23 protein-coding genes are annotated in these 20,137 nt (G+C 71.3%); 13 read left to right on the top strand and 10 right to left on the bottom strand.

Annotated features, from left to right (window positions below; translation table 11 throughout):
• Positions 1-214: 214 nt before the first annotated feature.
• On the bottom strand, positions 215-571 hold the full coding sequence (locus tag BN39_RS22865) for an HTH domain-containing protein (RefSeq protein ID WP_237741730.1): 357 nt from the start codon (positions 569-571) through the stop codon (positions 215-217).
• 57 nt (positions 572-628) lie between these two features.
• Between BN39_RS22865 and BN39_RS18070 the strand changes: the two genes are divergently transcribed.
• The 5 genes from BN39_RS18070 to BN39_RS18090 all read left to right on the top strand — a co-directional run bounded on the left by BN39_RS18070 (position 629) and on the right by BN39_RS18090 (position 3,722).
• Positions 629-997 carry a hypothetical protein gene (locus tag BN39_RS18070; RefSeq protein ID WP_019203852.1) on the top strand — a complete coding sequence of 123 codons (369 nt, stop codon included), beginning with the start codon at positions 629-631 and terminating at the stop codon, positions 995-997.
• Positions 998-1,289: 292 nt separating this feature from the next.
• Positions 1,290-1,535: a DUF2630 family protein gene (locus tag BN39_RS18075; protein WP_019203853.1), complete on the top strand. Its 246-nt coding sequence runs from the start codon at positions 1,290-1,292 to the stop codon at positions 1,533-1,535.
• Between the two features lie 40 nt (positions 1,536-1,575).
• Positions 1,576-2,124 (top strand): YdeI family protein, encoded by a 549-nt coding sequence (locus tag BN39_RS18080; protein WP_019203854.1) that lies wholly within the window; start codon positions 1,576-1,578, stop codon positions 2,122-2,124.
• Between the two features lie 9 nt (positions 2,125-2,133).
• Complete coding sequence (locus BN39_RS18085; protein ID WP_019203855.1) at positions 2,134-2,643, top strand: GNAT family N-acetyltransferase; 510 nt, start codon at positions 2,134-2,136, stop codon at positions 2,641-2,643.
• Entirely contained in the window at positions 2,640-3,722 is a 1,083-nt protein-coding gene (locus BN39_RS18090) for an LLM class flavin-dependent oxidoreductase (RefSeq protein WP_019203856.1), read from the top strand. The genes BN39_RS18085 and BN39_RS18090 overlap by 4 nt, the downstream gene beginning before the upstream one ends.
• Here BN39_RS18090 and BN39_RS18095 read toward each other — a convergent pair.
• Complete coding sequence (locus BN39_RS18095; protein ID WP_148281527.1) at positions 3,695-4,744, bottom strand: tellurite resistance/C4-dicarboxylate transporter family protein; 1,050 nt, start codon at positions 4,742-4,744, stop codon at positions 3,695-3,697. The genes BN39_RS18090 and BN39_RS18095 overlap by 28 nt on opposite strands.
• Before the next feature lie 34 nt (positions 4,745-4,778).
• Positions 4,779-5,291 carry a helix-turn-helix domain-containing protein gene (locus BN39_RS18100; protein ID WP_019203858.1) on the bottom strand — a complete coding sequence of 171 codons (513 nt, stop codon included), beginning with the start codon at positions 5,289-5,291 and terminating at the stop codon, positions 4,779-4,781.
• Between the two features lie 59 nt (positions 5,292-5,350).
• Here BN39_RS18100 and BN39_RS18105 point away from each other — a divergent pair, with 59 nt between their 5' ends.
• The 4 genes from BN39_RS18105 to BN39_RS23570 all read left to right on the top strand — a co-directional run bounded on the left by BN39_RS18105 (position 5,351) and on the right by BN39_RS23570 (position 9,239).
• Positions 5,351-6,745 (top strand): MFS transporter, encoded by a 1,395-nt coding sequence (locus BN39_RS18105; RefSeq protein WP_019203859.1) that lies wholly within the window; start codon positions 5,351-5,353, stop codon positions 6,743-6,745.
• A 163-nt stretch (positions 6,746-6,908) separates the two neighbouring features.
• Entirely contained in the window at positions 6,909-8,240 is a 1,332-nt protein-coding gene (locus BN39_RS18110; protein WP_148281528.1) for a DUF445 domain-containing protein, read from the top strand.
• Between the two features lie 106 nt (positions 8,241-8,346).
• Complete coding sequence (locus BN39_RS23565; RefSeq protein ID WP_019203861.1) at positions 8,347-8,595, top strand: hypothetical protein; 249 nt, start codon at positions 8,347-8,349, stop codon at positions 8,593-8,595.
• A gap of 125 nt (positions 8,596-8,720) precedes the next feature.
• Complete coding sequence (locus BN39_RS23570; protein ID WP_019203862.1) at positions 8,721-9,239, top strand: polyhydroxyalkanoate synthesis regulator DNA-binding domain-containing protein; 519 nt, start codon at positions 8,721-8,723, stop codon at positions 9,237-9,239.
• Between the two features lie 8 nt (positions 9,240-9,247).
• Here BN39_RS23570 and BN39_RS18125 read toward each other — a convergent pair whose 3' ends face one another.
• A complete protein-coding gene (locus BN39_RS18125; RefSeq protein ID WP_019203863.1) occupies positions 9,248-9,709 on the bottom strand; it encodes an NUDIX domain-containing protein in 462 nt (153 codons plus the stop codon).
• A gap of 73 nt (positions 9,710-9,782) precedes the next feature.
• Here BN39_RS18125 and BN39_RS18130 point away from each other — a divergent pair, with 73 nt between their 5' ends.
• The gene (locus tag BN39_RS18130; protein WP_019203864.1) at positions 9,783-9,986 is read left to right on the top strand and encodes a hypothetical protein; all 204 of its coding nucleotides are present in this window, start codon (positions 9,783-9,785) and stop codon (positions 9,984-9,986) included.
• On the opposite strand, the gene BN39_RS18135 is transcribed toward BN39_RS18130, so the two are convergent.
• The 4 genes from BN39_RS18135 to BN39_RS18150 all read right to left on the bottom strand — a co-directional run bounded on the left by BN39_RS18135 (position 9,968) and on the right by BN39_RS18150 (position 12,818).
• Positions 9,968-11,218 (bottom strand): MFS transporter, encoded by a 1,251-nt coding sequence (locus BN39_RS18135; protein WP_019203865.1) that lies wholly within the window; start codon positions 11,216-11,218, stop codon positions 9,968-9,970. The genes BN39_RS18130 and BN39_RS18135 overlap by 19 nt on opposite strands.
• Positions 11,219-11,361: 143 nt before the next feature.
• Positions 11,362-12,045 (bottom strand): GNAT family N-acetyltransferase, encoded by a 684-nt coding sequence (locus BN39_RS18140; protein ID WP_019203866.1) that lies wholly within the window; start codon positions 12,043-12,045, stop codon positions 11,362-11,364.
• A gap of 57 nt (positions 12,046-12,102) precedes the next feature.
• On the bottom strand, positions 12,103-12,495 hold the full coding sequence (locus BN39_RS18145) for an SRPBCC domain-containing protein (protein ID WP_019203867.1): 393 nt from the start codon (positions 12,493-12,495) through the stop codon (positions 12,103-12,105).
• Positions 12,492-12,818, bottom strand: a complete 327-nt coding sequence (locus BN39_RS18150; protein WP_019203868.1) for a helix-turn-helix transcriptional regulator — start codon at positions 12,816-12,818, stop codon at positions 12,492-12,494. Before BN39_RS18150 ends, BN39_RS18145 begins: the two co-directional genes overlap by 4 nt.
• A 312-nt stretch (positions 12,819-13,130) precedes the next feature.
• On the opposite strand from BN39_RS18150, the gene BN39_RS18155 reads away from it, so the two are divergent.
• The 3 genes from BN39_RS18155 to BN39_RS18165 all read left to right on the top strand — a co-directional run bounded on the left by BN39_RS18155 (position 13,131) and on the right by BN39_RS18165 (position 16,772).
• Positions 13,131-13,994: a hypothetical protein gene (locus BN39_RS18155; protein ID WP_192814881.1), complete on the top strand. Its 864-nt coding sequence runs from the start codon at positions 13,131-13,133 to the stop codon at positions 13,992-13,994.
• A gap of 140 nt (positions 13,995-14,134) precedes the next feature.
• A complete protein-coding gene (locus tag BN39_RS18160; protein WP_019203870.1) occupies positions 14,135-15,439 on the top strand; it encodes a UDP-glucose/GDP-mannose dehydrogenase family protein in 1,305 nt (434 codons plus the stop codon).
• A gap of 46 nt (positions 15,440-15,485) precedes the next feature.
• Complete coding sequence (locus BN39_RS18165) at positions 15,486-16,772, top strand: triacylglycerol lipase (RefSeq protein ID WP_019203871.1); 1,287 nt, start codon at positions 15,486-15,488, stop codon at positions 16,770-16,772.
• On the opposite strand, the gene BN39_RS18170 is transcribed toward BN39_RS18165, so the two are convergent.
• Positions 16,736-17,653 (bottom strand): TauD/TfdA family dioxygenase, encoded by a 918-nt coding sequence (locus BN39_RS18170; RefSeq protein WP_019203872.1) that lies wholly within the window; start codon positions 17,651-17,653, stop codon positions 16,736-16,738. The genes BN39_RS18165 and BN39_RS18170 overlap by 37 nt on opposite strands.
• 101 nt (positions 17,654-17,754) lie before the next feature.
• The gene (locus BN39_RS18175; RefSeq protein ID WP_019203873.1) at positions 17,755-20,058 is read right to left on the bottom strand and encodes an arylsulfatase; all 2,304 of its coding nucleotides are present in this window, start codon (positions 20,056-20,058) and stop codon (positions 17,755-17,757) included.
• Between the last annotated feature and the right edge of the window lie 79 nt (positions 20,059-20,137).

Raw genomic sequence — 20,137 nt, forward strand, 5'->3', positions numbered from 1 at the left:
AAGAATGATCCCTGGTCGGAACGTTTTCCGGCCGGGGATTACTTCTATCCGGATCGGCGAGGGTGCCAGAGTGTGCCAACGCGTGGTGAATCCGCCCCGATCTGGCCCGTCTGCTAGCGGCCCCGAATCCGGTTCGCCTAGGTCGTTCCTCACGGCCGGGCTCGGCGGGTCCCGTGTCAGATCGACTCGCCGGATAGTGCTGCGAGCAACTTGGTCATGGCGCTGCTCGCGCTGTCGGTGGCGGTAGGACCCAGTGCGGCAAGGCTGGCCACGAGGGCTGCGAGTTCCGGAATCGAGAGCGTGACTGTGGCGCCGCCGGCCACGGTGATGAGTGAGACGCCGCCACTGGGCCCGGCCGAGAGGCAATGGGGAGGCCGCAATCCCTGAGTCTTGCGAGGTCTCGTTCGATGCTCCGGACGGAGCAGCCCACCTCGTGCGCTAACCGCGTTGTGTTCGTCGTTCGCCCTCGGCGGGCAGCGAGGATCTCTACGACTCGCTGCTGGCGCTCCACTCTCCGGAGTGTCAGGTAGGGGTCTCGGGAGGCGCTGGCGAGGTCGGCGGCTGGTCTCATAGACCCCGACCCTATTTCCGCCACCAGCGTGACGGGGTTCGATTCTAGGGTCGAGGTATGACTCCACAACACTTCGCTCTCAGTGCGACAACCGACTTCTTCGATTCCTATCGAGACGCTCTTCTGGCCCGGGACGTCGATCGCATCGCCGAGGCCTATCACTGCCCCGCGCTCATCGCGTTCCCGGGCAACGCCATCGCGGTGACGTCTCCGCAACAGACGCAGGACTTCTTCCGTCGAGCGATCGATCAGTACGCCGGCGTCGAAGCGGTCACATCCACGATCGAGCTGCTCGCCGCGACGGAACACAGCATCTGGGCAGACGTCACGTGGAGCTATGGAGGCGTGCCGCCGGACGAGCGGATGGTCTATCAGCTACTGGCCACCGGCGACGGCTGGCGGATCGGAGTCCTGACGCCGATGTGAATCACGGGCTCGGGATGCCCAGGCTTCCAGGTACGTACGTACCGGAAAACCTGAAGGGTGCTAGAGGCGGATCGTCGAATGTGCCAAGAGTGTCCCAAGACATACGCGCACAGGCCTGTACACGCTGGACGGTGAGAGGGACTCTACCTGGACGGATTCACGCGTGCTGACGAGCGCTGCACCCCCCCGGATTCAGACTGGCAGTGTGGGGTCAGGGGTTCTCGTATCCGGGTCCGACGGTCCGCGGCCGGCTCCCACCCGCGCGAGCGCGATCGGTGGCAGGATCGCGGCCATGAGCGACGATGCGATTCACGACCGGATTCAGGGCCTCATCGACACGGAGCACGACCTGCGGAGCAAGCTGGGCGCGGGCGAGATCAGCGCCGACGAGGAGCACGAGCGGCTGCGGAACATCGAGACCCAGCTCGATCAGGCGTGGGACCTGCTGCGCCAACGCCGGGCCAAGCGCGAGTTCGGCGAGAACCCGGGTGAGGCGGAGGCCCGCTCGGCCACCACTGTGGAGAACTACCGCAACTGACACCGACTCCCGGGGTGGCCGCCGACCGTAGGATCCCTCCGTGGAGATCCTCGAGTTCGGCACCGGCGGTGAGTGGGAGTCCTGGCTCGAACGGCACCACGACGCGGCGCCCGACGCCTGGCTGCGGATCGCCAAGCGCGCCTCGTCCGTCCCCGGCATCACCATCGGGGAGGCGCTCGACGGTGCGCTGTGCTTCGGCTGGATCGACGGGCAGCGCCGGTCGAACGACGCCGATTCCTTCCTCCAGCGGTACTCGCCGCGCAGGCGGACCAGCTCCTGGTCGCAGATCAACGTCGAGAAGTTTGAGGCGCTCGCCGCCGCGGGACGCGTGCGCCCCGCGGGCTACGCCGAGGTCGAGCGGGCCCGGGCGGACGGCCGCTGGGACGCCGCCTACGCGTCGCAGGCCGCGGCCGAGGTGCCGCCCGACCTCGCCGGCGCGCTCGCCGCGAGCCCACGTGCGGCCGCCGCGTTCGAGGCGCTCGGCCGCACCGGCCGCTACACCGTGATCCTGGCGCTGCTCAAGGCGCGGAACCCCGAGCGGCGCAGGGAACTCCTGGACCGGGCGATCGGGGACCTGGAGTCGCGGTAGCCTCCGAGCGTGGGCGAGTTCCTGATCCGGGCGGTGCGCCCGGCCGATGCCGACGAGCTCGGTGCCGCGCACGTGGCGATCTGGCGCGCCGCGTACGCGGGTCTCCTGGAGCGCGCGAAGCTCGACGCCCTCGACCCCGCCGCGAGCGCGGCCCGCTGGCGCGACACGATCATCCCCGCGACCGCCGAGCAGGAGCGCTCCGGCGTCCGCACCCGCTGCGCGGTGCACGTCGCGACCGGCCGCCTCGCGGGATTCGCGACCGGCGGCACCCCGCGCGACGAGGCCCCGCCGCGGCCGGCGGAACTGTGGTCGCTCAACGTGATCCCCGAATTCCACGGCGCCGGGGTGGCGGAGGCGCTCATGACGGCGGCGATCGGGGACCGGGCGGCCTACCTCTGGGTGCTCCGCGGGAACGCCCGCGCCGTCGCGTTCTACCGCAAGCACGGGTTCGAGCGTGACGGGGCGACGAAGACCGACGAGCGGTGGGCCTGCACCGACGAGCGGATGGTGCGGCCGTGACGGGCCCCGCGACCGCGCCGCGGTTCGGCTCGGCGCCGTTCGCACTGTCGGTCCTCGACAACGCGCACACCGCGGTCGGCTCGACGGTCGAGGACGCCTACCGCGCGGTGATCGACCTCGCGCAGCTCGCCGAACGTCGCGGCTACCACCGGTTCTGGATGTCCGAGCACCATGCGATGCCGGCGGCCGCCACGCCGTCGCCGCAGCTGATGCTCGCGCGGCTCACGGGCGAGACGTCGCGGATCAGGCTGGGCGCGGGCGGCGTGATGCTGCCCAACCACGCGCCGCTGGTGATCGCCGAACAGTTCCGGATGCTCGACGCGCTCGCCCCCGGGCGGATCGATCTCGGCCTGGGCCGGGCCCCGGGCACCGATGCCGCCACAGCGGCGGCACTGCGGCGGCACCGCACAGCGAACGACGAGTTCCCGCAGCAGGTGGTGGAGCTGCTCGGCTTCCTCGCGGACCGGTTCCCGCCCGGCCACCCGTACCACGCCGTGCACGCCGTCCCCGGGCCGTGGCAGGCGGAGCAGAACCGGGTGCCCGCGCCCGCCACCGCGCCGGAGGCGTGGATCCTCGGCACCTCCGCGCAGTCGGCGCAGCTGGCTGCGCGATTGGGCCGGCCGTACGCCTTCGCCCTGCAGTTCGGCGGCGGCGATGCGGCGGCCGCGCTCGACCTGTACCGCGGCGCCTTCCGGCCGTCGCCCGTGCTCGCCGCGCCGTACGCCGCGAGCAGCGTGGGCGCGGTGGCCGACCACGACGCCGAGCGCGCGGAGGCGCAGGCGCGCAGCGCCGCGATGGCGATGCTGCGCATGGTCACCCGCCGGAGCTACGCTCTGCTGCCACCCGACGAGGTGGCGGAACACCCCGCGACGGACGAGGAGCGGCGCGTCCTCGACGGCTACACCGAGCGGTTCGTCAACGGCACACCAGCGCGGGTGGCGTCACGCCTGGACGCGCTGCACGCGCGAACGGGCGCCGACGAGATCATGCTCGTCACGATGGGACCGTCGCGGGAGGCGCACCGTCGGACCGTCGACCTGATCGCCGACCATTACGCGCCGGAACCACCGGGCGCCTGAGGCCTCCGTCCCGTCACGGCGCACACCATCGCGACCGCGACCGCGACCCACAGCGCCGGCGCGACCCAGGCGTCGGCGTGCCCGACGCCGGCCATCCAGCCGATGTCCGTCGCCTCACCGAGCCGGAGGGTGGCCTGCCCGTACATCCCGACGGGGAACACGATCGACCACAGGGCGAGCCGGAAGAACGCGACGCCGGGGGAGCGGCGCCACTGCCACGCGGTGAGCGCGATCAGCAGCGGCGCGAGCCAGGTGGCGAACGCCCACAGGCACACGCACACGGCGATCACGAAGTCGGCGGACACGATTCGCTGCTCCGCGGGCAGCGCCGCCACCTCGGATCCTGCCAGCACCGAGATCGCGGCGGAACCGAAGAACACCCAGTACGGCGCGACCTCGTCGCCGGGGTGCAAGGGGGAGAGCATCATCCGCGCCGCGACCAGGGCGGCGACCAGCACCAGCTGCGCCATGCCGAGGCCCCACCACAGCGTCGCCACTTCGGCGAGACCGTGCCCGGGCAACTGCGGTGCGAGCAGGCCGGCCACCACCGCCACGGACTGCGTCGCGACGCCCCACAGGAACCACGTCCCGTCCGCGCCCCGCAGCGGGTCCGCGCCTGCGGACGCCGTGTTGTCGATGACCCGTTGCGCGGGAACGAGATACCCCAGCACGAGCCACAGCAGCATCCCGGCCGCTCCGACCGCCAGGGCCGGCTGCGTCCGGCCGAGCAGCGCGAGGTACCCCGCCAGCACGGAGGTGCCCGCGGGCACCGCCATCGCCGTGAACCCCGCCGCCGCGACCTCTGCGCGCAGGGCTGACGGGGTGTGCAGCCGCACCACCGCGACCGCGGCGAGACCGGCGAACGCGACGGCGGCGATGCAGAACAGGGCGTTCCCGGCGGCGTCCGCGCCGGTCGAGCGCAACAGCGTGGCCACGATCCCCGTCGCCATGACGAAGGCGAATCGTCCCAGTGCATGACCGGGAGCCGGGGCGACGAGACGGTTGGACGCGAACGGGTTCACCCCTCGATTCTCACCCCGCAGGAGCCGGTGCGGTTCAGGGGAGGGGGTCGAGCATGCGGTGCCGGGTGCGGAGCGCGATCGCGACGGGGTCCTCGCGGCGCCGCGCGTTGCGGCCGGGCGCGGGGCGCACGTCCAGTTCCCGCACGGTGGGGACGGTGCCGCAGCGCGGGCACAGGCCGGAGTCCTCGATGTCGGTACCGCACACGGCGTGCCCGAAGATCCTGCCGGGGTGGTCGGCGGTGAGGTGGCGTTCTCCCCAACGGCTCAGGCTGAACACGGTGGGCCACAGGTCTTCTCCGGCCTCCGTGAGCAGGTACTCCACGCTTCTCCCCGCCGGGTGGCGTTCCAGTACGCCGGCGTCGACGAGGGTGTCGAGCCGATCCGTGAGCACGCCGCGGGAGACGTCGAGGTGGGCCAGCAGATCACTGAAATGGCGCACCCCGTAGAAGCAGTCGCGCAGGATCAGCAGCGTCCAGCGCTCGCCCACCACCTCGAGGGCGCGGGCCAGGAAGCATCCCTGCGCGTCGTACCCGGTTCCCAGTGCCACGCCTCGATCCTACAATACGGGTCTTGTGAACAGACTCATTATCGGCGATGATGAGTCTCATGACCAGACTCGAAGGCGGCTATCCGCGGGTTCTCGCGACGGTCGCCGCGAGCACGCTGCTCGCGATGCTCGCGTACGCAGGTCCCCTGGGGAACGCGGTCACCCTCAACGCCGCTCTCGGGGCGTCGGCCGCGGGGGCCACCTGGATCTTGGCCTCGATGAGCGTGGGCCTCGCGGCCGCGCTGGTCACCGCGGGCGTCGTCGCCGACCGGATCGGCCATCGCCGGGTGTTCGTGCTCGGTGCCGCGGTGTTCGTCGCGGCGAACCTGGCGTGCGCTGCCGCCGGCACCACCGTCCCGTTCGTCGCCGCCCGGATCGTCGCGGGGATCGGTGCGGCGGGGATGATCGCGACCGGCCTCGGCCTGGTGGCGGCGGTCAGCGAGCACGACGGGCACCGCGCCAAGACGGCGGTGTGGTGGAGTTCGTCGATGGGCGCGGGGATCGCGCTCGGCCCCGTGCTCACCGGCGTGCTGGATCCGGCCGGTGCCTGGCGGGCGTTCTACCTCCTGCTCGCCGCGGCCGGGGCGGCCCTGGGGTGGGCGGCGATGCGCATCCCGCCGCGGGCGCCGCAGCACCCGGATCGCGCCCTCGACGTGCTCGGTTTCATGCTGCTCACCGGCGCGCTGACCACCGCGGTGGCGGCGATCGTGGAGGTGCGGGCGGGCGCCGGCGTCGTTGCCGCCGTGCTCGGCGGCGCCGCCGTGGTGCTCACCACCGGGCTCGTCGCGAGCCAGCGGTACGGCCGCGGCGCACTCGTCGATCCCGCGCTCTTCCGCCGACCTCGATTCCTGGGCGCCACGGCCGCGGCGTTCGGCACCGGCGTCGGGGTGATCTCGGCGATGTCCGTCGCCTGCACCTTCGTGGTGCGCGGGTTGGGATTGAGCACGCTGCAGGCCGGCGCGCTGCTCGCGCTCTGGTCGGCGACGAGCGCGGGTGCGGCCCTGGGATTCTCGCGTCTCGCGACGGTGCTGTCCGGAACGACACACCTGGTGGGCGGCCTGGCCGGGGTCGCCGTGGGGCTCCTGCTCATGTCCGGGCTGTCCGACGGTGCGTCCCCGTTCCGCCTGGTGCCGGGGCTCCTCGTGGCGGGCGTCGCCTCCGGCCTGCTCAACACCGGCCTGGCCCGGGAGGCCCTCGCGAGCGTGCCCTCGAGCAGCGCGGCGATGGGCAGCGGCGTGAACAACACTGCGCGGTACGTGGGCTCCTCCCTGGGGATCACCCTCGCGGGGGTTCTGGCGTCCGGCGCGGCCGGCGCCGTAGCGGGGTGGAACCTGATCGCGACGTCGGCGGCGGCGGCCTCGCTCGCCTGCGGGGCGGTCGTGCTCCTCCTCGCCCGCCGCACGCGGGAGTCCGCGGCCGGCCGGGGCGCAGCGTCCGCCCGAGTTTCCGACTAGCAGATTCCACCACGAACTTCGGCCGCTCCGTACACAATCGTGGGCACCTCGTCCGCTGATGATGTGGCTCCGACGGCGGACGTCACTGACCCGGAGGTGGCCGATGCAGTCGTGATCCGAGATCGTCGATGACTTCAGCCGGAACTGGTTGATCTACGCGTCCATGCCGGTCATCGCGGCCCTCATCGGCTGGGGAACCAAACTGGTCGCCATCCGAATGATGTTCCGGCCGCAGAAGTTCAAGGGCATCGGAAAGATCGGCTGGCAGGGGATCATCCCGCGGCGCGCTCCGCAGATGGTGGAGATCCTCTGCGACACGCTCACCGGGAGGCTGATCTCGTCGCGCGAGATCGCGGAGAAGATCGACGGTGCCGAGGTGGCCGCCCTCGTCGAACGTCCGGTGCGTACCGAAGTCGGACGGATCACCCGCGAGGTGATGGCCGAGTACCAGCCGACGCTGTGGAACGTGCTTCCGCCCGTGGCGCAGGACCTCATCGTCGAGCGCGTCCAGGACGCCTCGCCCGATGTGGTCGTGCGGATCACGGAGTCCCTCGCGGAGAACATCGACGACGTCTTCGATCTGCAGGCGATGGTCACGGAGGAGTTCCTCGCGGACCCGGACACGCTCGAATCCATGTTCCTCGACGTGGGCCGCAGGGAGTTCGCGTTCATCCGTCGCAGCGGCCTGGTGTTCGGCTTCATGATCGGCCTCGTCCAACTCGTGGTGTGGGCGCTGTTCCACAACCCCTATGTCATGCCGCTGTTCGGCCTGTTCACGGGCTGGTTCACGGACTGGGCCGCGCTGCGCCTGATCTTCAACCCGAAGGAGCCGAAGAAGTACCTCGGCGTGATCACCTGGCAGGGCCTGTTCCTCAAACACCGCATCCCGGTGTCGCAGGAGTACGGCACGCTCATCGCGTCGCGCGTACTGACCTCGGATCGGCTGGTCCGGGGAGTGTTCACGGGCAAGCTCTCCCAGAAGGTCGTGGTGCTCGTCGCCGACGAGATCGAGGAGGCGCTGCGCGACAACCTGGGCGACCTGGAGCAGTTCGTCGGCGTCGACCCCGCGAAGCTGCCCCTGCTCAAGGAGCTGGGGATCAAGGAGCTTCCCGGCCTGGGCGCCGCGGACGTGGGCGAGCTGCCCGTCGGGAACCTCCTGGGGGTGGTGTCCAGCGTCGTGAGCGGTCCCGTGCGTGGGGTGACCGGCACGGGCCTGGATCTCGCGCACATCCAGCCGATGTGCAACGCCGCGGCCGCCGACGTGGTCGCGGCGCTGCCGTCGATGCTGACGGGGGCGGAGGAGTACCTCACGCGCGTCATGGAGATCCAGCCGATCATGGCCGAGAAGATGGCGGCGATGACGCCCGAGGAGTTCGAGGGCGTGCTGCGGCCGGCGTTCCAGGCCGACGAGCGGACGCTGATCATGGTCGGCGCGATCCTGGGTTTCCTGGTCGGCGAGCTCCAGGTGCTGATGGTGGAGCACCTCACGCACTGAAATGTGATCCGTGTCACAACGCATTGCGTAATGATTACGCGCCTGCGTAATCTCTTCATTACGCAAACGCGTAACAAACACAGACACACCACCCAGGAGGACCATCATGGCAACCACCAAGAACAGCGCGAAGAAGGCCGCCACCGAGCCGTCGATCAGCAACTTCCTGTCCGGCGTCGTCGGGAACACCAAGGACCTCGTCGACAACCTGATCGAGAACGCCGAGAACGCCGAGAAGAAGGCGCGCAAGGGCGCTCACAAGATCGCCAAGAAGGACGTCAAGCAGCTGCGCAAGCAGACCGAGAGCCTGAACGACCAGGTCAAGAAGCTCTCCAAGGTCACCAACACCAAGTGATCAGGGGCCTCCCCCTCAGCATTCGAGAGTCACCCGGGAACCACGGCGATCGTGTCCCGGGTGACTCTGCGTCGGGCGGCGCGGCGGTAGGCTGGACGTCCGAGGGTTCGGCGACGAGGAGGGGTATGACCGGCGAGGATCCGTACCTGATCAAGCGGTACTCCAATCGCAAGCTGTACGACTCCGTCCGGCGCCGCTTCACCACGCTCGACGAGATCGCCGGCCTGCTCGACGCGGGCGTCCGCGTCGTCGTCCGCGACCACGACGTGGGCACCGATCGCACCGACGAGGTGCTCGCCCAGGTGCTCCGCAGGCAGGCGCAGAGCCGGCCCCGCTCCACCAGCCTTCTGGCAGACCTCCTCCGCGCGCCCGCCGAGGTCGCGCAGACCGTCACGGGTATCGCCTCGCCCGACGACTCCGAGGACGCCGCCGCCGCCGAAACCGGCGCGGAGGCGAAGTCGAAGCCCGCGAAGAAGTCGTCCGGCGGAAAGACGAAGACGGCGAAGCAGACCGAGTCCGACGATGCCGACGGCGACCGTCGCGACGACGAGATCCGGGAGCTCCGCGAACAGGTCAGCCAGCTCACCGAGGCCGTCACGCTGCTGCTCAAGGACAAGGCGAAGGACACGTCGAGCGACGACTGATCCGTCGCTCACGGTGGAGTCAGGTGCGCCCGCAGCCGGTCGAGGAACACCGCCTGCGCCTTCACCAGTTTCTCTGCGGCCTCGTCGAGGCCGAACCACGCCGCGCGGTCGACCTCGGGGAAGCTCTGCACCCGTCCCGAGCCGCGCGGCCATTCGAGCTCGAACTCGTTGGAGCGGATGGACTCCGCGTCGAAATCGCCCTCGCGAGCGAACACCGTGACCGTCTTGCCCCCGGACTGGCGCACCGAGCCCAGCGGCACCGTCGGGCCTCCGGGCGCAGCGGAGCCCATCTCCTCGTGGAACTCCCGCTCGGCCGCGGCCAGCGGCTCCTCGTCGGTGTAGATCCCCTTGGGGACGGACCAGGCGTGCGCGTCCTTGCGCGCCCAGAACGGGCCGCCCATGTGGGCGATCAGCACCTCGGGTGCGGCGCCCGTGGTGCGGTACAGCAGCAGCCCTGCGCTCGTCGTCACCCTGCGCACCCTATCCGTCCGGTGCGGGCCGGCGTACCGTCGTGGGAAACCCCGTGTTGGGAGGTCGAAGGCCATGTCCGAGTACAGAGTGCGGCCCGCGCGGACGCGCGCCGAGGGCGGCGCCTCCGAGCGGACCGTCACCGTGGCCACCACCCTTCCGGACGGTGAGGTGCTGGTGATCCCCGTGGCGGACATGAGCCGCCAGCACGACGCCGAGGCCCTGGGCCGGGCTGGGATCCGCCCGAAGCCCGGCGGCGGTCAGCCGGCCCGCGACTGACGCCGGGTCAGGACGAAGTTCGCGACGCCCGCGCCGAACACGACGAGGGCGGCGGCGACGGGCGCCGCCTGCGCCGCACCGGTGCCGCTCCACTCGGCGATCTCGCCGTTGACGGCGGACGCGAGCGACTGGCCCAGGATCACGCCCGAGCCCATGATCGTCATGACGGTCGCGGACCGCCCTACGGGGCTGCGGTCGGCACCCAGGCTGAACTCGGTCACCAGAGTCGGGCCCACGCCCACACCGGCGAGGGCGAGCCCGGCCACCAGCCACGGGAGCGACGGGGCCGCGGCGATCAGGACGGCGCCCACCAGCAGCACCAGGGAGAACGACACCCAGCGCCACGCGACCGTGAAGCGTTCGGGCAGAAGGGCGGAGCCCAGCGCGAGCGCGGCGGACCCGACGCCCATGACGCCGTAGAACAGGCCCGCCGCCTCCGCATTGCCGGCATCCCGCATGAAGGCGGTGAGGCCCGTGAGAGTGGTGCCGAAGAACAGCCCCATGCCGAACACGCCGACGACCGGGGCGAGCAGCGTGGGGCGGAACAGCTCACGCGCCGGCGCCTGGACCACCGCGCCGCCGTCACCGGTGGGAACCGCACGGGCGCTGGGGTGCAGCGCGAAGGACGTGACGAAGAGCGCAGTGAGAACGGCCGCGCCGATCATCGGCGCGGCGGGGCTCATCGTGGTCGCCAGCAGGCCCACGATCACCGGCCCGAACACGAAGATCACCTCGTCCGCGGCGGATTCGTACGCCATCACGGACATCAGGGTCTTGACCCGTCGCCGCTCGGGGAGGCGGGTGGTGATCATCGTGACCAGGCGGCTGCGGGACATGGGCCCCACCTGCGGCGCGCTGGCGCCGACCAGGGCCGCCGACGCGAGCACCGTCCAGGCCGGTAGCGGGCTGAACACGACCCACGTCATGAGCAGCAGCGCAAGGCTGTTCACGATTCCGGCGCCGAGCACGGCGCGACGCTGGCCGAAGCGGTCCGCCGCCGCGCCCACGAGCGGGCCCACCGCGGCGGCGCCGATGCCGACCATCGCGGAATTGAGGCCCGCGAAGGCCAGCGAATCCCGCCCCGCGACGACCAGGGTGAGCACCCCGATCACCATCATGGCGAAGGGGAGGCGCGCGACGAGCGCGATGGGGAAGTAGGTCGGGCCCGCCACGGACAGCAGGCTCTGCTCCTGCGCGGTGTCGGCGTTCCTGTCACACACGGTGGCGGTCACCGGGATTCCTTCCTGCGGCTGCACCGCCGCGACGCTTGACGTGCCGCCTTGGAAGCCCGCAGGCCGTGCCAGGTAGATACACGGATTTCGGTACGCGGCCGCAAAGACCGCCCAAACATCCTACCAAATGGCGCGGTCGATCGCTACCCGGGAACGCGCACCACCTCGAGCGGAACGGTCCTGGTGAGTGCGAATCCCAGGTGCTCGTAGAGCCTCCGCGCGGGGTTGTCGTCGGAGGTGTGCAGGAACGGCGTCTCGCCCCGCTCGCGGATCCCGTGTCCGACGGCGCGGATCAGTCGCGAGGCGAGGCCGTGCCCGCGAGCCTCGGGTGCGGTGCAGACGGCGCTGATCTCGGTCCATCCCGCGGGGTGCATGCGTTCGCCCGCCATGGCGATGAGCGCGCCGTCGGCGTCGCGTACGCCCAGGTACGTGCCGAGCTCGATGGTGCGCGGCAGGAACGGCCCGGGCTCGGTGCGGCGGACGAGCGCGGTCATCTCCGGCACGTCGGAGGCGGTGAGCCGCACCGCCTCGGCGTCGGGTGCGGTGACCAGGGCCGTGCCGTCGTACTGCACGAGGCCGATCCGCTCGACCACGGCCCAGTCGTCGGGGAGGGGGGTGGCGCGGTCCCGCAGCAGGGCGATCGCGCCGGGACCGGCCAGGTGGGCGACGTCGGCGTAGTCGTCGGCCGTCAGGTCGCGCGGATGTCCGTAGAACACCGAGACGTCCGGCTGGTAGCGGACGATGTTCCCGCTGACCTCGCTGAACCGGGCCTGCGGGCCGGTGAGGGCGGCGTTGATCGGGTCCGCGAGGGCGGCGGTGTCGGTCACCGCGCGATCATCGCAGACCCGTGCGCCGGGAGGCGGGCCGGGCGCACGCGCCGGGAATCAGGCGGCTGCGGCGGTCTCGGCGAGGCGCGGGAGCACCACGTCGCGCCAGCCGGGCCTCATCCGCTCGAACGCGGCGGCCATCCGCTTATCGTCCAGGTCGAATCCACTGTGCTCCAAGAACACCCGCGTTCCGCGCCCCTCGGGTTCCAGCGTCCAGCGCAGCGTCCACTGCGGGGTGAAGGTGTAGACGAACAGTCGCGGCGGATCGGATTCCAGGACGCGGCAGGGCTGTTCGCCGAAGCCGGGCATGTCGAGCGTGAACTCGTGCCCCACGTCGGCGGCGATCTCGCCGCGTGCCCACCAGCGCTCTACAAGCTCCGGCTCGGTGAGGGCGCGCCACACGGCGGCGGGGGAGGCGGCCACGAAGTGATCCAGGGTGATGCTCGTCATTCCAGGTCCTCTGCGACATCGGCCAGCGCGGACAGGCGTGCGCGCCAGAACTTCTCGAACGGGTGCAACCACTCGTTCAGGTCCGCCAGCGGATCGGCGGTGAGCCGGTAGATCCTCCGGCGGCCCGACGGGGTGTCCGCCACCAGCCCGGCGTCGCGGAGCACCTTGAGATGTTCCGCCACAGCCGGCCTGCTCAGGGCGAACCGCTCGCTGAGCTCGCCCGCGGCGAGCGGGCCCGCGGCGAGGATCTGCAGCAGCTCGCGGCGTACCGGATTGGCGAGCGCGAGGAAGACGCGATCGGTGGTGTCGGCCTGCGTGGTCACGAATCGAGAATATGTCGGAAGATTCCGACGTGTCAACTATCTCCGACGCTTCGACGGATCGGTGGCGGACGGGGTGGGCGGCACCGTCGAATCCGGGCGTACCAGGCCCGGCCCGCGAGCGGGCCGGCCGCGCATTGAGTGAATTCGGCGCGATTCCTCTCACGTTGCCCCCTACGATGGGCGGCTATGGACCTGAAGGGCATCGTCACAGCGCCGTTGCGCGTCGCATTCTCCACTGCGGACGCCGCAATGTCGGCAGTCGAGGGCGGTGTGGCCGTCACGCGGTTCGCCGTGCAGAACGTAGAATCGGAGGTGAGCAACGTTCTGCACGTGGAGTCGGAGATGACCAGCACCACGCCGATGCAGCTGCTGCAGCGCCTCGCGTCGCTGCTCGAGCCCGATCGCCCCGTCGGCATCGTCCTCTCCCGCGGCGGGCCGCTCGATCGCGTGCTCAAGCCCGGCGGCGTCGTGGACCGGCTCACCGAGCCCGGCGGCATGCTGGAGAAGCTCACGGCTCCGGGTGGCCTGCTCGACCAGGCGACCAAGGACGACAGCCCGGTCACCCGGCTCACCGCCGAGGGCGGACCTCTGGACCGGCTCACCCGTCCCGGCGGCGTGGTCGACCAGATCACGGAGTCCGAGGGCGTGCTCGAGCGGCTCACCTCCGAGGGGGGCGTGATCGACAAGCTCACGGCGCCCGACGGGGTGCTGGAGAAGCTCATGACCAAGGACGGCGTGCTGGACAAGCTCACCGAGAAGGGCGGCGTCCTCGACAAGCTGGCGGCCAAGGACGGCGTCCTCGACAAGCTCACCGGCCAGGACGGTCTCATCGACAAGCTGACCGAGCCCGACGGCGTGATCGACCGCGCCATCGCGGACGGCGGCATCGTGGACCAGTTGCTGGGTCAGGAGGGCGCGATCGAGCGTGCCATCGCCCCCGGCGGCACCCTCGACGCGGTCTCGCAGCTCCCCGACGTGGTGGCGGAGCTCAACGAGGCGGTGGCCCTCATGACCGCCGCGGTCAATCCGATGAGCGACCTGGTGAACCGGCTGCCCAAGCGCATCCTCAAGGGGCGCGAGGGCCGGCGCGGCGCGCATCCGCTCGACGACGGTGCGCAGGGCCCGGGACCGGAGGCCCCGGCGGCGCCGGACAGGACGGAGTACCGGCCCGAGTAGCCGGTCGGGGACCTCCGGGGGAACGCCCGGGAAACGGCGCGGTGGCCCTGTTCACCTGCGCGTGAATCCCTGCGTAATCCTTCCCCAACTCCGGCTCGGTGATCTTCCGTGTCGCGGCCCGCGACACTTACTTTCGGCCCATGAAGATCACTGTGCTGGGTACGGGATACCTGGGAGCCACGCACGCGGCGTGCATGGCCGAGCTCGGCCACGAGGTGCTCGGCGTCGACGTCAACCTCAGCAAGATCGCCGCCCTCTCCGAGGGCAAGGTGCCGTTCCACGAGCCCGGTCTGCCCGCGGTGCTCAAGCGGAACCTCGACGCCGGCCGGCTGCGGTTCACCGACTCCTACGAGGAGGCCGGCGAATTCGGCGACGTGCACTTCATCGCCGTCGGCACCCCGCAGCGCAAGGGCGAGTTCGCCGCGGACCTCACCTACGTCAACGCGGTGGTCGATTCGCTGGTGCCGCACCTGCGCCGCGACGCCGTCATCCTCGGCAAGTCGACGGTCCCCGTCGGTACCACCGAGCTGCTGCGGGCCCGCGCGGAGGAGCTCAAGCCCCAGGGCGTCACCGTCGAATTCGCGTGGAATCCCGAGTTCCTCCGCGAGGGGCACGCCGTGCAGGACACGCTGGACCCCGATCGCCTCGTGGTCGGCGTCGAGCCGGGCGGCCGCGCCGAGGAGGTCACCCGCGAGGTGTACGCGCCGATCCTGGAGCGCGAGACGCCGTTCTTCGTGACCGACACCGCCACGGCGGAACTGGTGAAGATCTCCGCGAACGCCTTCCTCGCCACCAAGATCTCGTTCATCAACGCGGTCGCCGAGGTGTGTGAGGCGGCCGGCGCGGACGTGGTGGCGCTGGCGGACGCGATCGGCGTGGACTCCCGCATCGGGCGCCGCTTCCTGGGCGCCGGAATCGGATTCGGCGGTGGTTGCCTGCCCAAGGACATCCGCGCCTTCATGGCCCGGTCGGGCGAGCTGGGTGCGGGGCACATGCACGGCCTGCTCCGGGAGGTGGACGCCATCAACATGAGCCGCCGCACTCGGATGGTGGACCTGGCCCGCGAGGCGTGCGGAGGGTCGCTGCTCGGCGCGAAGGTCGCCGTCCTCGGCGCCGCATTCAAGCCCGACTCCGACGATGTCCGGGATTCCCCGGCACTGAACATCGCCGGCCAGATCCAGCTGCAGGGCGCCGCCGTCTCGGTGTACGACCCGGAGGCGATGGACAACTCGCGCCGCGTGTTCCCGACGCTCGATTACGCCACGACCGCGCTCGAGGCGTGCGAGGGCGCCGACGTGGTGCTCGTGCTCACCGAGTGGAGGCAGTTCCGCGAGCTGGAGCCCGCCGTGGTGGGCTCGGTGGTGCGGCGCCGCACGCTGCTGGACGGCCGCAACTGCATGCCCGCCGACGCCTGGCGGGCCGCGGGGTGGGATTTCCGCGCCTGATCCGGCACTGGACGGATTTGAGTGTACGGGCGTACACTCAAATCTCATGAGTGTGGTCGAGGATCGCCGCCGGGGCGAGGTGCGGGCCCTGGCGGAACTGGGGCTCAACGAGGTCGCGGGTGCCGTGGGTGGCATTCACGGCGTGCACCGGGCGATCTCGGACAGGGTGTTCCGCTACGTCCGGTTCGGTGTCGGCCCCGCGGTCGCCCCGGTGCGGGCGCTGCACGACGGCATCACCGACGGCGTGTACTCGACCATCGGCACCGTCGCCCGCACCGTGGGCCGGGTCGCCGCGGTGGGAGCGGACTGGCCGGGGGAGAGGCCCCCGTCGGAGACGGCGCGCGGCGCCGCCCTCATCGGCGCCGTGCTCGGCCTCATCGGCGACGACCTGGAGGCGGAGGGCTCGCCGCTCGCCGCCGATCCGGTGACGGTCCGCGTGGACGGCGCGATCGTGCACCTCGGCGAGGGGCCGGTGCCGCCCGGCCGGATCGCGGCGGAGGAGGTGTTCGACGGGGCCGGCGGTCGCGTCGTGGTGTTGTTGCACGGCCTGACCGAGACCGAATACGCCTGGGGCGTGGGTGGCGCCGATGCCGACGACTACGGCGTCCGCCTCGCGGTGGACCTCGGCGCCACCCCGGTCTACCTGCGCTACAACACCGGGCGCCACATCAGTGACAACGGCCGGGACGTGGCGGATCTGCTCGAGCAGTTGGCGCGTTCCTGGCCGGTGCCGATCACCGACCTCACCCTGATCGGTCATTCCATGGGCGGCCTCGTCGCCCGCAGCGCGGCCCACCAGGCCTCCGGCCTCGGAATGGACTGGCCCTCAGCGGTATCGGCCACCGTCAGTCTGGGCACCCCGCATCTCGGAGCCCCGCTGGAGAGCGCCGCGCACTACGGCAGTGCCGCCCTCACCGCCGTGCCGGAAACGGCTCCGTTCGGCCGTCTGCTGCGCCGCCGCAGTGCCGGGATCCGGGACCTCCGTGGCGGATCCGTCGTCGACGAGGACTGGCGGGACCGCGACGCCGATGCGCTCGGTCGCGCGGTCGCCGCCGAGGTTCCGCTGCTGGACGGTGCGGCGCACTACTTCGTGGCGGCGACGGTGACCCGCGACGCCCGGCACCCCGTCGGGCGGCTGCTGGGCGACGGACTCGTGCTTCCGCCGAGCGCGGCCGGAGTCGGCCGCGCCCGGCGCATCGGGTTCACCGCCGCGGACGGCATGCATCTCGGTGCGGCGCACCATTTCACGATGCTGCGCTCGGACGCCGTGTACGAACAGGTCCGGGACTGGCTCGATCAGCCGCGCGAGCGGGCGGGCGTGACCGGCGCGTAGTCGGAAGCGTCGCCCTTGAGCGCCACACCCTCCCGGCCGTCGATCCCGACGGGGATGTCGCCCGCGAGGGTCACCCGCCGCAGCAGCCGCTTGTTGTCGCCGTAGTCGTTGATCCCGAAGTGCTGCGTGGACCGGTTGTCCCAGATCGCCACATCCCCCGGCTGCCACGACCAGCGGACGGTGTTGTCCGGGTTCTCGATCCGGCGCTGCAGGAGCGCGAGGATCGGCGCGGAATCCTGCGTGCTCAGGCCCGCGAACTTGTTGACGAAGTGTCCGAGGAGGAGCGAGCGCCGTCCGGTCTCCGGGTGCACCCGCACCACCGGGTGCTCGGACTCGAAGATGTTCCGGATGAACTCCTTGTGGTACTCCGCGCGCTGGTAGGTGGCGTTGTGGCCCGCGTAGTCGTAGTCGTTGGTGTGGATCGCCCGCAGGTTCTCGGCCAGCGCCTTGAGCGGCTCGGGCAACTTGTCGTAGGCGCGGGTCGTGGACGCCCACGCCGTGTTCCCGCCGTGCGGCGGCAGGACGATCGGGCGCAGGATGGAGGCCTTCGGTACGCGGTCCACGAACGAGACGTCCGTGTGCCAGCTGTTGGCGGCGCCCTCGATCGGCAGCAGGTCCGAGTCCGAGCGCACCGTGGGGTGCGGCGTGGTGGGCACGCCCAGGCGGCGCGCGAAGGCGTGCTGGCCGGCGTCGTCGAGGTGGTGCTGGTCGCGGAAGAAGATCACCTCGTGCTCGGCCAGCAGGTCGAGCACGCGCTCCGCGGTGGCGTCGTCGATGTCGCCGCCCAGCCGCACGCCGTGCACCACCGCGCCGATGTGCTCACCCAACTTGGTGACGGTGATGCCGGACGTGGCGGTCGTGGGGTCGAGCGTTGCGGTCATGGTGTCCGTCCTCTGCTGGTGGCGACTGAAATCCTGGTGTCCAGGACACCCGTGAACGGGCGTCCGCGCCAGGGTTGTGTTCACGGCAAGTGCAATCCGGGTCAGTCCGCCTCCTCCTCGGCCTCCTGCTGCAGGCGTTCGACGACGGGGGCGGGCACCCCCACGACTCCCGGTTCGTAGGTCACCGCGACCAGCTCCCCGGTGTAGGGGAAGGTTCCGCGCCGCTCGCGCAGATCCCAGGAGACGGGGCCGCGGGCGTCCAGGCCCACCGAGATCCCCGTCCACGGCGCCATCCCGATCAGCTGCACCCGGTCGGTCAGGGCGGCTGCGGGCGCACCGTCGACCGTGAGCTCGAGGTCCCACCGCAGGTCCGGCCGGACCGCCGCGTGCAGAGTGATCGTGTGCGGTCCCGCGGCGAGCGGGGAGCTGCGCACCTCCTCGTACGCGCCGTACGCGTTGTAGCCGAGCACCACGGCGCCGTCCTCGACGTACACGAGATAGCCGCCCAGGACGTCGCCGTGGGCCACGAGGACGCCCTCGTCGCCCCGGGTGTGCACCAGGTCGATCGCCGCCGCGAAATCCCGGTACTGCACGAGTTTCGCGGACCGGTAGCGCTCCAACACCGGCGTGCCCGGGAGGATCCGCACGGGATCGGTGAGGCGGTCCTCGGCGGGGTTGCGCCGGCCGCCGCCGATCACGAGGGGGAACACCGTGTTCCGCCACGCCTCGTGCTCCCACTCCGCCGCGAGTTCGGCCACCAGGGCCGGGTTCTCCGCGGCCAGATCGCGGGTCTCGGCCGGGTCGGTGCGGTTGTCGTAGAGCTCCCAGCGGGGATCGGCGGGGTCGTCACCGGGATCGTGACGGCTCAGCAGCTTCCATCCGTCGCGGTAGTAGCCGCGGTGACCGCGGAACTCGGAGTACTGCCGGTCCCGGGCCGACGGCGCACCGTCGGACCACGAGGACCGCTGCGACACCCCGTCCCGCTCCTGCGCCGGTGCGCCGCGCCGGGTGCTCGGCGTGGGCACCCCGGCGAGGTCGAGAAGGGTGGGGGCGACGTCGGTGACGAACGAATAGCCGTCCCGCACACCGCGGGCCGCGGGCAACCCGCTCGGCCAGGACAGGACGAACGGCACGCGTACCCCGCCGGCGAAGGTCTGCCCCTTGTAGAACCGGAACGGGGTGTTGGACACCTGCCCCCAGCCGCGCGGGTAGTGCACGCCGAGGCGGGCGCTGCCGATCAGGTCCTCGGGATGGTCCACGTCGCCCTCCCACCCGTCGGGCGCGCTCCCGCCGGCGAACTTGGCGAACTCGGCGAAGTAGCTCCTCGTTCCCTCCGGGCCGCCCTCGGCGGTGCCGCCGTTGTCGGAGGTGAAGACCACGATGGTGTTCTCCAGTTCGCCCAGCCGGTCCACGGTGTCCAGGAGGCGGCCCAGGCTGTCGTCGACCGTGCGCACCATGGCGGCGTACACCTGCATGTACCGGGCGAACCTGCGCCTGCGCGCCGGATCCAGATCATCCCACGCGGGCACGTCGTAGCCCGGCTCCGAATTCCGTTCCGCGGGAGACGTGTCCGGGCCGAACAGCCCCAGTTCCCGCTGGCGGTCGAAGCGCGCCGCCCGCACCGCGTCCCAGCCGCGGGCGTAGTCCAGGTCCCCGCGGGGAAGGTCCTCGCCCTTCACCTGGAGCGGCCCGTGCATCGCGATGTGCGCGAAGTAGAGGAAGAACGGCTTCTCCGCGTCGTGGGCGCGGAGCTCCTTGAGCCACCCCACCGCGGTGTCGGTGAGCGCGTCCGTGACGTAGAAGCCCTCCGGGTATTCGGTAACCGGGTCGACCGTGTTGTCGCGCACCAACTGGTTCGGGTGGAAGAACGAGTTCAAGCCCTCCAGGGAACCGTAGTAGTGGTCGAATCCGCGCTGCAGTGGCCAGGATTCGCGGTCCGCATCGGGTCCGAGCCGGGAATCCTTCGCGAGGTGCCACTTGCCGACGGCGTACGTGGCGTACCCGGAGTCCCGGAGGATCTCGGGGAGGGTGAGCACGTCGTCGGCGAGGCTGAGCCGGAGGTTCGGGTAGCCGGGATCGGAGTTCGCGACCGAGCCGTAGCCCGCGCGGTGCGGGTTGATGCCGGTCAACAGCGCCGCGCGGGCGGGGGAGCAGACCGGGGTGGTGTGGTGATTGGTGGAGACGATGCCCCGGGCGGCGAGCGCGTCGAGGTGCGGGGTGGGGATCTCGGAGCCGTACGGACCGATGTCGGAGAAGCCCATGTCGTCCACCAGCACGACGATGATGTTCGGCGCGCCCCGCCGCGCACGGCGCTCGGCGGGCCACGCCGGCTCCGATTCCGCCTCGGTCCGGCCGATGCGGCCCTCGAATCCTTCGTAGCCGCGCGCATGGTCGGGGATGCTCATGCCGTCCAGGCAACGCGACGGATGAGTGCGGCGCCAGGGTTGCGGTCAGGGTAAGCGTTTCGATGTACCGCCAAAAGAA

This window comes from Tsukamurella sp. 1534 (assembly GCF_000312385.1).
Classification (GTDB): Bacteria; Actinomycetota; Actinomycetes; order Mycobacteriales; family Mycobacteriaceae; genus Tsukamurella.

Excerpts from the sequence above, each read along its gene's own strand:
- BN39_RS22865 (WP_237741730.1), bottom strand. The coding sequence starts at position 571 with ATGAGACCAGCCGCCGACCTCGCCAGCGCCTCCCGAGACCCCTACCTG.
- BN39_RS18070 (WP_019203852.1), top strand. The coding sequence starts at position 629 with ATGACTCCACAACACTTCGCTCTCAGTGCGACAACCGACTTCTTCGAT.
- BN39_RS18075 (WP_019203853.1), top strand. The coding sequence starts at position 1,290 with ATGAGCGACGATGCGATTCACGACCGGATTCAGGGCCTCATCGACACG.
- BN39_RS18105 (WP_019203859.1), top strand. The coding sequence starts at position 5,351 with ATGACCAGACTCGAAGGCGGCTATCCGCGGGTTCTCGCGACGGTCGCC.
- BN39_RS18110 (WP_148281528.1), top strand. The coding sequence starts at position 6,909 with ATGCCGGTCATCGCGGCCCTCATCGGCTGGGGAACCAAACTGGTCGCC.
- BN39_RS23565 (WP_019203861.1), top strand. The coding sequence starts at position 8,347 with ATGGCAACCACCAAGAACAGCGCGAAGAAGGCCGCCACCGAGCCGTCG.
- BN39_RS23570 (WP_019203862.1), top strand. The coding sequence starts at position 8,721 with ATGACCGGCGAGGATCCGTACCTGATCAAGCGGTACTCCAATCGCAAG.
- BN39_RS18130 (WP_019203864.1), top strand. The coding sequence starts at position 9,783 with ATGTCCGAGTACAGAGTGCGGCCCGCGCGGACGCGCGCCGAGGGCGGC.
- BN39_RS18145 (WP_019203867.1), bottom strand. The coding sequence starts at position 12,495 with ATGACGAGCATCACCCTGGATCACTTCGTGGCCGCCTCCCCCGCCGCC.
- BN39_RS18160 (WP_019203870.1), top strand. The coding sequence starts at position 14,135 with ATGAAGATCACTGTGCTGGGTACGGGATACCTGGGAGCCACGCACGCG.
- BN39_RS18165 (WP_019203871.1), top strand. The coding sequence starts at position 15,486 with ATGAGTGTGGTCGAGGATCGCCGCCGGGGCGAGGTGCGGGCCCTGGCG.
- BN39_RS18170 (WP_019203872.1), bottom strand. The coding sequence starts at position 17,653 with ATGACCGCAACGCTCGACCCCACGACCGCCACGTCCGGCATCACCGTC.
- BN39_RS18175 (WP_019203873.1), bottom strand. The coding sequence starts at position 20,058 with ATGAGCATCCCCGACCATGCGCGCGGCTACGAAGGATTCGAGGGCCGC.